Source organism: Klenkia taihuensis, from assembly GCF_900112525.1.
Lineage (GTDB): Bacteria > Actinomycetota > Actinomycetes > Mycobacteriales > Geodermatophilaceae > Klenkia > Klenkia taihuensis.
The window spans coordinates 219,723-234,193 of the sequence record NZ_FOMD01000004.1 but is presented as its reverse complement, the minus strand read 5'-3'; the positions used below and the strand labels follow the sequence as shown (position 1 = coordinate 234,193).

Annotated in this window: 11 protein-coding genes and 1 tRNA gene; 5 read left to right on the top strand and 7 right to left on the bottom strand. The window is 74.9% G+C overall.

Annotated elements, in window-relative coordinates; translation table 11 throughout:
- Positions 1–148 precede the first annotated feature (148 nt).
- A complete protein-coding gene (locus BM158_RS17035; protein WP_229827817.1) occupies positions 149–3,886 on the bottom strand; it encodes an ABC transporter transmembrane domain-containing protein in 3,738 nt (1,245 codons plus the stop codon).
- A 52-nt stretch (positions 3,887–3,938) separates the two neighbouring features.
- Here BM158_RS17035 and BM158_RS17030 point away from each other — a divergent pair, with 52 nt between their 5' ends.
- On the top strand, positions 3,939–5,879 hold the full coding sequence (locus BM158_RS17030; RefSeq protein ID WP_091562104.1) for an FUSC family protein: 1,941 nt from the start codon (positions 3,939–3,941) through the stop codon (positions 5,877–5,879).
- Between the two features lie 16 nt (positions 5,880–5,895).
- Here the strand turns inward: BM158_RS17030 and BM158_RS17025 are convergent.
- From BM158_RS17025 to BM158_RS17015, 3 genes are all read right to left on the bottom strand, one after another.
- Positions 5,896–5,967: transfer RNA gene (locus BM158_RS17025), tRNA-Val, on the bottom strand.
- A 34-nt stretch (positions 5,968–6,001) separates the two neighbouring features.
- Positions 6,002–6,463, bottom strand: coding sequence for a peroxiredoxin (locus tag BM158_RS17020; RefSeq protein WP_091562100.1), 462 nt, complete (start codon positions 6,461–6,463; stop codon positions 6,002–6,004).
- A 13-nt stretch (positions 6,464–6,476) separates the two neighbouring features.
- Complete coding sequence (locus tag BM158_RS17015) at positions 6,477–6,902, bottom strand: DUF3052 domain-containing protein (protein ID WP_091562097.1); 426 nt, start codon at positions 6,900–6,902, stop codon at positions 6,477–6,479.
- Positions 6,903–7,085: 183 nt separating this feature from the next.
- Here BM158_RS17015 and aceE point away from each other — a divergent pair, with 183 nt between their 5' ends.
- Both aceE and BM158_RS17005 read left to right on the top strand, forming a co-directional pair.
- Positions 7,086–9,887 (top strand): pyruvate dehydrogenase (acetyl-transferring), homodimeric type, encoded by a 2,802-nt coding sequence (gene aceE, locus BM158_RS17010; protein WP_091563260.1) that lies wholly within the window; start codon positions 7,086–7,088, stop codon positions 9,885–9,887.
- A 184-nt stretch (positions 9,888–10,071) separates the two neighbouring features.
- Positions 10,072–11,100, top strand: a complete 1,029-nt coding sequence (locus tag BM158_RS17005; RefSeq protein WP_091562094.1) for a type IV toxin-antitoxin system AbiEi family antitoxin domain-containing protein — start codon at positions 10,072–10,074, stop codon at positions 11,098–11,100.
- 98 nt (positions 11,101–11,198) lie between these two features.
- Here the strand turns inward: BM158_RS17005 and BM158_RS17000 are convergent, their stop codons facing one another.
- On the bottom strand, positions 11,199–12,401 hold the full coding sequence (locus tag BM158_RS17000; protein ID WP_091562091.1) for a M20 metallopeptidase family protein: 1,203 nt from the start codon (positions 12,399–12,401) through the stop codon (positions 11,199–11,201).
- 83 nt (positions 12,402–12,484) lie between these two features.
- Between BM158_RS17000 and BM158_RS16995 the strand changes: the two genes are divergently transcribed.
- Complete coding sequence (locus BM158_RS16995; protein WP_091562088.1) at positions 12,485–12,796, top strand: ArsR/SmtB family transcription factor; 312 nt, start codon at positions 12,485–12,487, stop codon at positions 12,794–12,796.
- The gene (locus BM158_RS16990; protein ID WP_091562085.1) at positions 12,793–13,260 is read left to right on the top strand and encodes an SRPBCC family protein; all 468 of its coding nucleotides are present in this window, start codon (positions 12,793–12,795) and stop codon (positions 13,258–13,260) included. Before BM158_RS16995 ends, BM158_RS16990 begins: the two co-directional genes overlap by 4 nt.
- Here the strand turns inward: BM158_RS16990 and BM158_RS16985 are convergent.
- Both BM158_RS16985 and BM158_RS16980 read right to left on the bottom strand, forming a co-directional pair.
- Positions 13,257–13,829, bottom strand: coding sequence for a pirin family protein (locus BM158_RS16985; RefSeq protein WP_229827818.1), 573 nt, complete (start codon positions 13,827–13,829; stop codon positions 13,257–13,259). The two genes, BM158_RS16990 and BM158_RS16985, sit on opposite strands and share 4 nt — an antisense overlap.
- Positions 13,814–14,470, bottom strand: coding sequence for a phosphatase PAP2 family protein (locus BM158_RS16980; RefSeq protein WP_229827819.1), 657 nt, complete (start codon positions 14,468–14,470; stop codon positions 13,814–13,816). The genes BM158_RS16985 and BM158_RS16980 overlap by 16 nt, the downstream gene beginning before the upstream one ends.
- Position 14,471: the final 1 nt, after the last annotated feature.

Genomic DNA, 14,471 nt, shown 5'->3' with positions numbered 1-14,471 from the left:
GGGGTCCGCCTGTCAGGCGTGCAGCAGCGCGATCACGGCTCCCGGCCGGTGGCGGCGGATCGACGGTCATCACCCTGTGTTCGTGCGGCGGAGGCCTCCCGGACGTCCCGGTACCGCATGCCCGGCGGTGGCCGACGTCACGGAGCGGTCAGTCCACCAGCGCGTCGGCGGCGTAGGCCCGCCACAGGACGGCGTAGGGCCCCTCGACGGCGCGCAGCTCCACGTGCGGGCCGACCTGCACCACCCGGCCGTGGTCGAGCACCACCACCCGGTCCGCGCGCGCCGCCGTGGTCAGCCGGTGGGCCACCACCACCGTGGTCCGCCGCCCGGCGACGGCGTCGGCGGCGCGGTTGACCGCCGCCTCCGACGCCAGGTCCAGCGACGCGGTGGCCTCGTCGAGCAGCAGCACGTCGGGGTCGACCAGCTCGGCCCGGGCCAGGGCGAGCAGCTGGCGCTGACCCGCCGACAGCGAGCGGCCCCGCTCCCCCACCCGGGTGCGGTAGCCCTCGGGCAGCGCGGCCACCACCTCGTGGGCGCCCACCGCCCGCGCGGCCGCCTCGACCTCGGCGTCGGTGGCCGCCGGTCGGCCGTAGGCGATGGCGTCGCGCACGGTGCCGTCGAAGAGGTGCGCCTCCTGCGGCACCACGCCCAGCCGCCCGCGGTAGGCCGCCAGGTCCAGGTCGCGCAGGTCGCGGCCGTCGACGAGCACGGCGCCGCCGGTGGGGTCGTAGAAGCGGGCGATCAGCTTCACCACCGTCGACTTGCCGGCGCCGGTCTCGCCGACCAGGGCCACCGTCTCCCCCGGCGCGATCCGCAGCGTGACGTCGTGCAGGGCCGGCTTCGGCGCCCCCCGGTAGGCGAAGGTGACCCCGTCGAGCACGACCTCGCCGCGCAGCCGGCCGACCGGCTGCGGGTCGGCCGCCGGCGGGGTGGACGTGGGGGTCTGCAGCAGGTCGCGCAGCCGGCGCAGCCCGACCGCGGCCTGCTGGTAGCTGTCGAAGACCTGCGACAGCGACTGGACCGGGGAGAAGAAGGTGCCCACGTAGAGCAGGAAGGCGACCAGCACGCCGGTGGTGATCGTGCCGGTGTCCAGCCGCTGCGCGCCGACGACGAGGACGGCGGCGACGGCCAGCTCGGAGAGGAACTCCACGAACGGGAAGTAGGTCGCGATGTAGCGCTGCGCGCGCAGCCGGACGTCGCGGTACTCCCGCGCCCGGTCGCCGAAGACCTGCAGCGAGCGCTGCGTGCGGACGGCGGCCTGGGTGACCCGCACGCCGGCGACGTCCTCCTGCAGGCGGGCGTTGACCGCGCTGACGCGCTCGCGTGCCTCGGTGTAGGCCGGCACCGAGCGCCGCCGGAACCACCAGGTGGCCACCGCGAGCACCGGCAGGGATGCCACGAGCACCAGGGCGAGCTCGACGTCGAGCAGCAGCAGCGCGACCAGGACCCCGACCAGGGTGAGCAGGCTGACCACCGCCGTGGTGAGGCCGGTCTGCAGGAACGCCGACAGCGCGTCGACGTCGGTGGTCATCCGGGTCATGATCCGGCCGCCGAGCTCGCGCTCGTAGTAGTCCAGGCCCAGCCGCTGCAGCTGGGCGAAGGTCTTGACCCGCAACGTGTAGAGCAGCCGCTCGCCGGTGCTGCCGGTCAGCCGGGTGGCCCAGACCGTGACCAGCCAGTCGGCGACGACCACCGCGAGGGCCAGGCCGCTGATGGCCAGCAGCACGCCCAGGGACCCGGCCGAGACGCCCTGGTCGATGCCGCTGCGCACCAGGGCGGGGACGGCGATCTGCGCCGCGGCGTCGGCGGCGGTGAGCACCAGGGCCAGCGCCAGGACCCAGCGGAAGGGCCGCAGCAGGCCGGCCAGGGTGAACCCCGGGTCGGCGGCCCGGGCGCGCTCGGCCGGCACCCGCGGGTCGTCGTCGGCCGCGGGGAGCGCCGCCACCAGCTCGCGCAGCTCCGGGGTGGCCGCCATGTTCGCCATCGCCGACCCCCGCCCGCCGATGGAGCTGGTCGCCCCGCGCAGCGTGCGGTCGGCGACCGGGCCGTCCGCCACCCGTGGCCAGGCCGCCGGGTCGGTGCCGTCCTGCTCCCGGGGCGCCCGGCCGGGGTCGTCGGAAGGCGCACCGGGACCGGCGTCCACGTCGTCGTCGAGGCCGGAGACCAGCAGCCGGTAGAGCGGGCTGCGCTCGGCCAGCTCGTCGACGGTGCCGACGTCGACCACCCGGCCGGCGTCGAGCACGGCCACCCGGTCGGCCAGCGCCAGCGTGGAGGCCCGGTGCGCCACGACGAGGGTGGTGCGGTCGCCCGGGCCGGACTCCTGCAGCGCCTGCTGGATGCGGGCCTCGACGGTGGCGTCGACCGCGGAGGTGGCGTCGTCGAGCACCAGCACCCGGGGGTCGGTGAGCAGTGCACGGGCCAGCGCGACCCGCTGCCGCTGGCCGCCGGACAGGGTGAGCCCCTGCTCGCCGACCACGGTGTCGTAGCCGTCGGGCAGCTCCTCGACGAAGCCGTCGGCCTGGGCGATCCGTGCCGCGGCCCGGACCTCGGCGTCGGTGGCGTCGGGGCGGCCGAAGGCGATGTTGGCCCGCACCGAGTCGGAGAACAGGAAGCTGTCCTCGAACACCACGCCGAGCGCGCCGCGCAGACCGTCGAGGTCGAGCTCGCGGACGTCGACCCCGCCGACCCGCACGTGGCCGGCGTCCACGTCGTAGAAGCGCGGCAGCAGGCCGACCACCGCCGACTTGCCCGAGCCCGCGGTGCCGACCAGGGCGAGGGTCTCCCCCGGCCGGACCTGCAACGACACCCCCGACAGCGCCGGCGTGCCGGTGCCGAACCCGAAGGTCACGTCGTCCAGCTCCAGCGACAGCGGCCCGTCGGGCACCGGGCGGGAGCCCGACCGCAGCCCGGGCTCGGTGTCGACGATCTGGAGCACGCGCTCGACGCCGGCGCGCGCCTGCTGGCCGATGGTGAGGACGGCGGCGAGCTGGCGCACCGGGGAGACCAGCGAGGCCAGGTAGGTGGCGAAGGCCAGGAAGGTGCCCAGCGAGATGCTGCCGCGCAGGGCCAGCCAGCCACCGAGGGCCAGCACGCCGACCTGGCCCAGCGCTGGGACGGCCTGCAGCGCCGGGTTGTAGCGGGCGCTGAACGCCACCACCCGCATGCGGGCGCCGAACAGTTTGCGGGCGCCGCTGTCGAGCCGGTCGAGCTCGCGGCCCTCCTGGCCGAACCCCTTCACCACCCGGACGCCGGTGACGGCGGCCTCGACGTCGCCGGCCACCGCGCCGGCCTGCTGCTGGGCGGTCCAGTTGGCGGGGAACAGGTCACGCCGGGACCGCAGCGCCACCCACCACAGCGCCGGGCCGACGGCGAGGGCCACCAGGGTGAGCAGCGGGGACAGCCAGGCCATCACGGCGATCGAGACCACGAAGAGCAGCGCGTTGCCGGCCAGGTTGGGCAGGAACGCCAGCAGGCCCTGCACCAGGGTCACGTCGGAGATCGAGCGGCTGACCACCTGGCCGGTCTGGGTGCGGTCCTGCCCCCGCCCGTCGAGGCGGGACAGCGCGACGGCGACGTCGTTGCGCAGGTCGTACTGCACGTCCAGGCTCAGCCGGCCGGCCAGGTAACGGCGGGTGAAGCCGGCGGCGAACCGCACGGCGCCGGCTCCCACCAGCAGCCACACGTAGGGCGTGACCGACTGCGCGCCGCCGGCCACCACGTCGTCGACGACCTCGCGGACCACCAGCGGCACACCCGCGGCGATGACCGACCCGACCAGCGCCGCGGCGAAGGCCCCGACCAGGTCGCCGCGGTGCCGCAGGCAGTAGCCGACCAGGCGGCGCAACCAGCCGCCGAGGTCGGGGGCGGGCGACGGTGGTTGCGGCACGCCGCCCAGTCTGCGCCGGGGGTCCGACAACCGCGGGTGGGAAGCTCCACCCGTGGCGGACAGGGGGCTGCGGGCACCGGCCTGGCTCGAGGAGCTGGTCCGTACCAAGCGGCCGCCGGTCCCGTGGCGCGACGTCGTCCGGTTCGCGCTGTCGATCGCCGGCCCCCTGGCCGTGGTCGCGCTGCTGGGTCGGCTCGCGGACCCCGCCGCGCTGGGCGCCGGGGTGTTCGCCACCACCGGCGCGCTGGCGGCCACGCTGGCGCCGCAGGCGGGCCCGCTGCGCACCCGGTTGCGCCGCGTGGTGGCCGCGGGCGGGTTCGGCACGCTGGGCCTGCTGGCCGGCGAGGCGGCCACCGGCGAGGGCTGGCGGCCGGTGCTGGTCATCGGCGTCCTGTCGGCGGTCGCGGCGCTGATCAGCTCGATCGACGCCGCGCTGTCGCTGGGGGCGCTGCAGCTGCTGGTCTACGCGGCGCTGTCCTCGGGGCTGCAGACCCCGCTGCCGCTGCACGTCGAGGTGGGCTGGTTCGTCGCCGGCGGGCTGTGGGCGACCGCGCTGGTGCTCGTGCAGTCCCGCACCGAGCCGGCCGACCCCGACCGGGCCGCGGTCGGCGCGGTCTTCACCGCGATCGGCGACCTGCTGGCCGCGGTCGGCACCCCCCGCACCGACGACGCCCGCCGGGCGCTGACCGGCGCGCTGAACACCGGCTACGACCGGGTGATCCACAGCCGCAGCACGTCCTCGGGCCGCAGCCGGGAGCTTGCCGAGCTCGCCGGCGTCCTCAACGCTGCCGCGCCGCTGGTCGAGGGCGCGGTCGCCACCGCCCGCGCCGGGGTCCCCGCCGACCCGGTCGACGTCACCGCCGCGCACGCGCTGGGGTCCGCGGTGGCGCAGCGCCGTCCCCTGGTCGGGGACCGGCCCGTGGCGCTCGAGGACGGACCGGCCACCCGCCGGGCGGTGCGGCACGGCGTCCGGCTGGTCTGGGACGTCGTCGGTGACCCGGAGGAGCGGGCGTCCGCGGCGGTGACCCGCCCGCGGCTGCCGTGGCGGCTGCGGCTGCGCGACCTGGCCGACCGGACCACGGGCAACGCCGACTCCCGCGCCTTCGCCGTCCGCCTGACGCTGTGCATGGTGGCCGCCGAGGTCGCCCGGCAGCGGCTGCCCATCGAGCGGCCGTACTGGGTGCTGCTCACCGTCGCCGTCGTCCTCAAGCCCGACTTCGGGTCGGTGTTCGGCCGGGCCGTGCAGCGCGGCGCGGGCACCCTGCTCGGGGTGCTGCTGGGGTCGGCGCTGCTGGCGGTGCTGCCCCCGCGCGGGGTGTGGGTGCTGCTGGCGATGGCGCTGTTCGCCGCCGTCCTGCCGTGGGCCCGGGACGCCAACTTCGGGCTGTTCTCGGTCTTCCAGACCCCACTGGTGATCATGCTGCTGGACCTGGCCGCGCCCAGCCCGTCGTCCCTGGTGCTGCCCCGGCTGGTGGACACCCTGATCGGCTGCGCGATCGTGCTGGTCATCGGCTACCTGCTGTGGCCCCAGACCTGGCGGGCACCGCTGGACGACGCGCTGCGCGGCGCGGCCGTCGCGCTCGACCGGTTCGTCGAGGCCGCGTTCGGCGGCACCCCCGAGGAGACCCGGCGGGCCCGCCGCGGCAGCTACCGGGCGCTGACCGAGCTGCAGACCCAGCTGCAGCGGCGGCTGTCCGAGCCGCCGCCGATCAGCACCCGGGCAGCGGCCTGGTACCCGGTGATCATCCAGCTGGAGCGGACGTCGGACGCCGTCACCGAGGCGGTCATCGCGATGCGCGCCGGCGAGCCGGTGCCCCCGCGGGGCCAGGTGCACGTGCTGCGGCGGGCCATCCGCGAGCTGGACGACGACCTGCGGCTGCACCGCTTCCCCGACGACACCGAGATCCACGCCGAGGGCGTGCTGGCCCCGGTCGCGCGCGAGGTGGACGCCGCCCGCCGCCTGGTCCGTGCGCAGGCGCCGGGGAAGCACTGAGCCGACCGGGAGGGGGTGGGCGCGGCAGGGTTCGAACCTGCGACCGCTCGCTTGTAAGGCGAGAGCTCTACCGCTGAGCTACGCGCCCGGGAGCCGTCCCACCGTAGTGGGACGGGCCGGGTTCAGACCGCGAGCGCCGCGACGGCGTCCTTCCAGCCGCTCTGCGCGCGGGCGTCCCCGGGGCCGTTGACCTCGGTGAAGGCGACCGTGCCCTCGGCGTCGACCAGGAAGGTGCCGCGGTTGGCCATGCCGGCGGTCTCGAAGAACGTGCCGTAGGCCTTCGCGACCTCGCCGTGCGGCCAGAAGTCGCTCAGCAGCCGGAACTCGAAGCCCTGCTGCTCCTTCCACGCCTTCAGCGTCGGCGCGGGGTCGGTGGAGACGGCCACGACCTGCACACCGGCGCCGGTGTAGGTGTCCAGCTCGTCGCGCAGCTGGCAGAGCTCACCGGTGCAGATGCTGGAGAACGCGAAGGGGTAGAAGACGACCAGGACCGGCGTCCCGCGCTGCTCGGACAGCGTGAAGGGCTGGCGGTCGGAGTCGGGCAGCGTGAAGTCGGGCGCGGCGTCACCCACGGAGAGAGTCATGCCGCGATCATCCCTAGCGCTTGGAGCGGGCCGCCTTGGGGGTGACCAGGCGGATGCCGGCCCACTCCTTGGCCGCGGAGATGCTGCTGGTCTGCTGCAGGCCCGCGGTCGGCGCGGCCTCGGTGACCTCACCGGGCTCGACGTGGCCCGGGCGCCCGGACTTCGGGGTCAGCAGCCACACCACGCCGTCGTCGGCGAGGGAGGCGATGGAGTCCACGAGGGCGTCGATCAGGTCGCCGTCCTCCTCGCGCCACCACAGCAGGACGACGTCGGCCACCTCGTCGGAGTCCTCGTCGACCATCTCCCCGCCGGAGATCTCGACGACGGAGTCGCGGAGGTCCTCGTCGGCGTCCTCGTCCCAGCCGAGCTCCTGCACGACCATGCCCGGCTTGATCCCCAGCCGGGCCGCCATGCTGGCGCTGCCCGAGTCGACGCTCATCCCCGCTCGTCCTCCATGTGCTCCGTGGTCCGCCCCCGGTGATCCGGGGTCGGTGCGTCAGTGTGTCCGACGCACGACCGGAGCGGTAGCCGACCGGCCCAATCCGTTGCCGGGGAGAGATCTCTGCGACCACAACCGGAGGCGGCGTGACGTCCGCGGGTCCGGCAGGAGACGATGGTGCACATGAGCGCCCCGCAGCAGTCGGACGGAGACCCCGCCCGCGAGTCCGGCACCCCCCGTGCGGTCATCACCGACGGCCTGCCGAGCCAGTTGATCGACAACGACCCCGACGAGACCCAGGAGTGGCTGGAGTCCTTCGACGCCGTCGTCGACCACGCCGGCAAGGGCCGCGCGCGCTACCTGATGCTCCGCATGCTGGAGCGCAGCCGTGAGCAGCAGGTCGGCGTCCCCGGCCTGCGCAGCACCGACTACATCAACACCATCGCGCCCGAGCGCGAGCCGTGGTTCCCCGGCGACGAGCACGTCGAGCGCCGCATCCGCGCCTACATCCGCTGGAACGCCGCGATCATGGTGCACCGGGCGCAGCGGCCCGGCGTCGGCGTCGGCGGCCACATCTCCTCCTACGCCTCGTCGGCGTCGCTGTACGAGGTCGGCTTCAACCACTTCTTCCGCGGCAAGGACCACCCCGGCGGAGGCGACCAGATCTGGTTCCAGGGCCACGCGTCCCCCGGCATCTACGCACGCGCCTTCCTCGAGGGCCGGCTGGCCGAGCAGCAGATGGACGGCTTCCGGCAGGAGGTGTCCCACCCCGGCGGCGGGCTGTCCTCCTACCCGCACCCGCGGCTGATGCCCGACTTCTGGGAGTTCCCGACCGTCTCGATGGGCCTGGGCCCGATCAACGCGATCTACCAGGCCCGGTTCAACCGCTACCTGCACCACCGCGGCATCAAGGACACCTCCGACCAGCACGTCTGGGCCTTCCTCGGCGACGGCGAGATGGACGAACCCGAGTCGCTCGGCGCGATCGGCCTCGCCGCACGCGAGGAGCTGGACAACCTGACCTTCGTCGTGAACTGCAACCTGCAGCGCCTCGACGGCCCGGTGCGCGGCAACGGCAAGGTCATCCAGGAGCTGGAGAGCTTCTTCCGCGGCGCCGGCTGGAACGTCATCAAGGTCGTCTGGGGCCGCGGCTGGGACAAGCTACTGGCCGCCGACCGCGACGGCGCGCTGGTCAACCTGATGAACACCACGCCCGACGGCGACTACCAGACCTACAAGGCCGAGGACGGCGCCTTCGTCCGCGAGCACTTCTTCGGCCGCGACCCCCGCACCCGCAAGCTGGTCGAGGGCATGACCGACGACGAGGTCTGGGCGCTGCAGCGCGGTGGCCACGACTACCGCAAGGTCTACGCCGCCTACAAGGCCGCGATGGACCACAAGGGCCAGCCGACGGTCATCCTGGCCAAGACCATCAAGGGCTGGACGCTGGGCAGCCACTTCGAGGGCCGCAACTCCACGCACCAGATGAAGAAGCTGACCGCGGAGGACCTCGCGAACTTCCGCGACCGGCTCTACCTGGACATCCCCGACTCCGCGCTCGAGGACAAGTACCTCCCGCCGTACTACAAGCCCGACCCGGACTCCGACGAGATGCAGTACATGCTCGAGCGGCGCCGTCAGCTCGGCGGTGCGGTACCCCGGCGGCACGTGGCGGCCAAGCCGCTCAAGGCCCCCGATGACAAGGCGTTCGAGGTGCTGCGCCGCGGCTCGGGCAAGCAGCAGGTCGCCACCACGATGGCCTTCGTCCGGCTGCTGAAGGAGTTCCTCAAGGACAAGGAGCTCGGCCCGCGCTTCGTGCCGGTCATCCCCGACGAGGCCCGCACCTTCGGCATGGACTCGCTGTTCCCGACGTCGAAGATCTACTCCCCGCACGGCCAGACCTACACCGCGGTCGACCGCGAGCTGATGCTGGCCTACAAGGAGTCCACGGCCGGGACGATCCTGCACGAGGGCATCAACGAGGCCGGGTCCACCGCGTCGTTCACCGCCGTCGGCACGTCGTACTCGACGCACGCCGAGGCGATGATCCCGATCTACATCTTCTACTCGATGTTCGGGTTCCAGCGCACCGGCGACGCCTTCTGGGCCGCCGCCGACCAGATGGCCCGCGGGTTCGCCCTCGGCGCCACCGCCGGCCGGACGACGCTCAACGGCGAGGGCCTGCAGCACGAGGACGGCCACTCGCTGCTGCTGGCCGCGACCAACCCCGCCGTCGTGTCCTACGACCCCGCGTTCGGCTACGAGCTCGGGCACATCGTCAAGGACGCCCTCGCCCGCATGTACGGCGAGGACCCGGGCTCCCCGCTGGGCGGGTCGCGCAGCCAGGACGTCTTCTACTACCTGACGGTCTACAACGAGCCGTTCCAGCAGCCGGCCGAGCCCGAGGACGTCGACGTCCGGGGCCTGCTGGCCGGCATGTACCGGTACAACCAGGGCCCTTGGATCGACGACGCCAAGAAGGCGCAGATCCTGGCCTCGGGCGTGGCGGTGCCGTGGGCGCTCAAGGCGCAGCAGATCCTCGCCGACGAGTGGGGCGTCTCGGCCGACATCTGGTCGGTGACGTCGTGGACGGAGCTGCGCCGGCAGGCCGTCGAGGTCGACGAGCACAACCTGCACCACCCGACCGACCTCAGGCGGCCCTACGTGACCGAGGCGCTGGACGGCGTCGAGGGCCCGGTCGTGGCGGTGTCGGACTGGATGCGCGCCGTCCCCGACCTGATCGCGCCCTACGTCCCGGGCGGCCTGGCCACCCTGGGCACCGACGGGTTCGGCCTGTCCGACACCCGGCCGGCGCTGCGCCGGCACTTCAACGTGGACGCCGAGTCCATCGTGGTGCGGGTGCTGGGCGAGCTGGCCAAGCGCGGCCAGGTCGACCCGCAGAAGGTGGCCGAGGCGGTCGAGAAGTACGCCATCGCCGACCCCAAGGCCGCCCCGCCGGACGACAGCCCGGTCGACAACACCTGACCCCTCCCCGGTCCCCTGGTCGCAGCGTTGATCAGGGAGGTTGATCGAAGTCCGTCCTCCCGCGCCAGATCTGGTGCAGGAGGACGGACTTCGGTGCAGGAGGACGTCGTCCACAGGACCGGACGCCGTCCACAGATCGCTCGACGAGGCCCCACGGACGGCGACGACGCCGCACGCTGCGCCCGTGCACCCCGTCATCCGCGCCGCCATGGACCGCCACGGCCAGGTCTTCGCCGCCGCCGACGCCCGCCGCGCCGGGGTCGGCCGCAACGACGTCCTCCCGCTGCTCCGCTCGGGTGAGTGGTGGCGGCTGCGGCACGGGGTCTACACGACCGGGGCGGCGTGGCGGGCGCACGAGGCGGCCGGGACGACCCACCTGCTCCAGTGCGCCGCCGTCCTGCTCCGGCTGGACGACGGCGCGGTCGTCAGCCACGCGTCCGCAGCGCGGGTGCACCGGCTGGTGCTGCCCGCCGGGCTCGGCGACGAGGTCGAGCTGACCGCACCGGACAACTACCGGGCCGGCCGCGGCTACACGGTGCACCAGGCCGGCCTCGCTGCGGACGACGTCGCGGTGGTCGAGGGGCTGCGGGTCACCTCGCTGGTGCGCACGCTGCTCGACGTCGCCCGGGAGTGGGACGTCGTGGACGCGGTGGTCGCGATCGACGACGCGCTGGCCGACGGGCGGGTGACCCGGGAGGAGCTCACCGCAGCCGTCCTGCGGCACACCCACTGGCCGCGCATCGCGCGCGCGGCCGAGGCCGTCCGCCTGGCCCGGGTGGGCGCGCACTCCCCGCACGAGACCCGCAGCCGCCTCGCCCTGGTCGGCGCGGGGCTGCCCGAGCCGTTGCTGCAGGCGGCGGTGTTCGTGGGGGCCCGGCTGGTCGCCGTCCTCGACTGGCTGTGGCCCGAGGAGGGCGTCTTCGGCGAGGCGGACGGCAAGGTCAAGGTGCTCGACCCCTGGGGCGGCCGGACGCCGGGCGAGGCGGTGTGGAAGGAGAAGCTGCGGCACGACGAGCTGGTCGACCTCGACCTGCGCGGGGTCCGCTTCGCCCCGGCCGACCTGCACGCCGGGCTGCCGGTCAAGCTCGCCCGCGTGCGCCGTCTGCTGGCCACGCCGCCGCCCGCCGGGCCGCGGCGCTACCGGGTCGAGCAGCGCAACGGCGGCCTGCGCCTGGTCCCGCGTGTGGCTCCGCCGTCCTCCACGGCGGCCTGACCCCCGTCTTCCTGCACCGGAGTCCGTCCTCCTGCACCAGATCCGGCGCAGGGGGACGGACTTCGATCAACCTCCCTGATCAACGCTGCGGCCCGGGGCTACCCGGAGAGGGCGGCGAGGGCCATGCGGGCGTACAGGGCCGTGCCGGCGGGGAGCGCGTCCTCGTCGAAGACCACCAGGTTCGAGTGGTTGCCCGGCGAGCTGCCCGGCTCGAGGTCCGGCGGGCAGGCACCCAGGAACGCCATCGCGCCGGGCACCCGCTCCAGCACGTAGGAGAAGTCCTCGGCACCCATCAGCGGGTCGGGCATGGGCACGGCCGCCTCGGTGCCCAGCAGCGCGGCGGCGCGGGCCTCGACCTGACCGGCGACGACGGCGTCGTTCACGGTCACCGGGTAGCCCTCGACCCGCTCGAAGACGGCGGTGAGGTCGTGGGCCTCGGCGACCTTCTCGGCCACCCGCTGCACCCGGGCCACCACGTCGGCGCGGCGCTGCGCCGACAGCGTCCGGATGGTGCCCTCGAGGAAGGCGGTCGCCGGGATGATGTTGTTCGTCGTCCCCGCGGCGATGTGCCCGACGGTGACCACGGCGGGGTCGAAGACGTCGACCCGGCGGGTGACCATCGCCTGCAGCGCCAGCACGATCTCCGCGGCCACCGGGACCGGGTCGGCGGTGACGTGCGGGGTCGAGGCGTGCCCGCCCGCTCCCTGCAGGGTGATCCGGAAGTGGTCGGCGGCGGCCATCAGCGGGCCGGGCCGCACGTTGACCGTCCCGGTCGGGAACGCGGTGCTGATGTGGATCGCGAACGCCCCGCTCACCGGCGCCCCGGGGACGGCGTCCAGCAGACCCTCGTCGAGCATGTACCGGGCGCCGTGGTGGCCCTCCTCCCCCGGCTGCACCATCAGCACGACCTGCCCGGCGATCTCCTCGCGGCGCTCGGCCAGCAGCCGGGCAGCGCCCAGCAGCATCGCCACGTGCGTGTCGTGCCCGCAGGCGTGCATCGCGCCGGGGATCTCGGAGGCGAAGTCCAGCCCGGTGTCCTCCTGCAGCGGCAGCGCGTCCATGTCGCCGCGCAGCAGGTAGGTCGGTCCCGACCGCGCGCCGCGCAGCACGCCCACCACCGAGGACGTCGACGTCCCCGTGGTGACCTCCACCGGCAGGTCGGCGAGCGCCTCGAGCACGATCGCCTGGGTCTGCGGCAGGTGCAGCCCGACCTCGGGGCGGCGGTGCAGTCGGCGGCGCAGGTCTACCACCCAGGCGGCGTCGGCACGGGCGGCAGCGAGCAGCGTGGCGTCGTCGGTCATGCCGACAGTCTTCAGCAAGGCTCACGACCGTCCCCGATGCATCACCCTTGCGTCATATGACGGCGGAGCAATACGGTCTGCCCGTGGACGTCTTCGCCGTGCTGGCCGACCCGACCCGCCGGGCCGTGCTCGACCTGCTGGCCGACGGCGACCGCACCGCCGGCGACCTCGCGCAGGCCGCCCCCGCCCTGACCCAACCCGCGGTCTCCCGCCACCTGCGCGTGCTGCGCGAGGCCGGCCTCGTGCGGGTCCGGGTCGACGGCCAGCGCCGGGTCTACCGGCTCGCCCCCGCCCCGCTCACCGAGGTCGACGCCTGGGTCGACCGGTACCGCACCCGCTGGACGGCGGCCCTCGACCGGCTGGCCGACCACCTCGTCGAGGAGGACCCGACATGACCGGCAGCTACTCCGCCGTCGCCGACGACCGCCGCACCATCACCTTCGTCCGGTTCCTGCCCGCCCCGCCCGAGCGGGTCTGGGCTGCGCTCGCCGACCCGTCGTCCTGGCTCGCCCCGGCGACCGTCGAGCCGCGGGTGGGCGGCGCCGTCCGCATCGAGTTCGACGGCGACGACGTCACCACCGGCACCGTGCTGACCTGGGACCCGCCGCGCACGCTGGAGCACGAGTGGCACTACCCGGGCGAGGAGCAGTCGGTGGTCCGGTACGACCTGGCCGCCGTCGACGGCGGCACCGAGCTCACCCTGGTGCACCGGCTGCTGCGCGCCGACCAGGCACCCGGCTACGGCGCCGGCTGGCACGCCCACCTCGACGGCCTCGCCGCGTCGCTGGCCGGGGAGCCGCACGACTGGGACGCCGCGTTCGGCGCGCGGCTGCCCCGCTACCGGGAGCTCGCGCGCTAGTCGACCGCCCACAGCGGGCGCGCCCGGTCCAGCTGCCACACGCAGACCATCGCCGGGCCGCTCACCCGGCCCTCCCCGGTCGTCGCGGCCGGTGCCGCCCACACCTCGTCGCGGGTGGCGACCACCCGCAGCCCCGCGGGGACCGCGACGGTGTCCTCGGCCTGCACCCGCGCCACCCACAGCCGGGCGTCGGGGCGGCCCAGGTCGACCCAGCCGCGGTCGGCCACCGCCGACCAGCGCACCAGCCGGTGCCCGGGCTCCTGGCCGGCCGCGGCGGTGCGCAGGTAGGTCTGCAGCACGTGCGCGCCGTCGGCACCGGCCACCTCGTCGTGCACCAGCCCGGTGCCCGCGCGCAGGATCCCGACGTCCCCGGCACGCAGCGTCGCCCGCCCGCCCCAGCCGTGCGCCAGCGACCCGGACAGCACCACCGCGACCACGTCGACGTCGGCGTGGTGGTGCGCGCCGTAGCCGGCGCCGGGCATGAGCCGGTCCTCGGCGATGCGCAGCAGCGGCCCGGCCGAGCCGTCGGTGGGCTCCACCAGGTGCCGGGAGGTCAGGCCCTCGTCCACCGCACCCCCTGAGCGACCGTGACGACCAGCAGCGTCCAGCCGACGCCGAAGGCCCACCCGCCGACGACGTCGGACAGGTAGTGCACCCCGAGCCACAACCGGGACTGCCCGACCAGCAGCGCCAGCGCGACCGCGGCCGCCGTCCACCAGCGCCGGGCCCCCCGCGACAGGGCCGGCCAGGCCAGCACCAGCGCCGTCGTCACCAGGCAGGCGACCCCGGAGGCGTGCCCGCTGGGGAAGGACAGCGAGCTCAGCTGGGCGCCGCCGTCGGCGAACTGCGGGCGCGGCCGGCCGACCAGCTCCTTGAGCGCCTCGTTCAGCACCCCCACGCCCACCACCGAGACCGTGACCCAGGCTGCGGGCAACCACCGGTGGGCGCGCAGCAGCCAGACGACCACCGGCAGGAACACCAGGAAGCGGGCCCACGAGTAGCCCGGCGCGGTGGCCACGTCGAGCAGGCCCTGCACCAGCGGCGAGCGGCCGTCCCCGGCGTAGGCCGCGCGGCTGACCTCGGCGTCCAGCCGCAGCTGCGGGCCCCAGCCGACGCCGACGCCGACCCCCAGCAGGACGACGACCAGCGCGCACCCGGCCACGGCGGCCACCCGCGCCCCGATCGGGTGGGTCCGCTGCGCCGTCGTCACC

What these genes read in the sequence shown, in the direction of transcription:
- BM158_RS17020 (WP_091562100.1), bottom strand. Translation starts at nt 6,463, where the DNA reads ATGACTCTCTCCGTGGGTGACGCCGCGCCCGACTTCACGCTGCCCGAC.
- BM158_RS17015 (WP_091562097.1), bottom strand. Translation starts at nt 6,902, where the DNA reads ATGAGCGTCGACTCGGGCAGCGCCAGCATGGCGGCCCGGCTGGGGATC.
- aceE (WP_091563260.1), top strand. Translation starts at nt 7,086, where the DNA reads ATGAGCGCCCCGCAGCAGTCGGACGGAGACCCCGCCCGCGAGTCCGGC.
- BM158_RS17000 (WP_091562091.1), bottom strand. Translation starts at nt 12,401, where the DNA reads ATGACCGACGACGCCACGCTGCTCGCTGCCGCCCGTGCCGACGCCGCC.
- BM158_RS16990 (WP_091562085.1), top strand. Translation starts at nt 12,793, where the DNA reads ATGACCGGCAGCTACTCCGCCGTCGCCGACGACCGCCGCACCATCACC.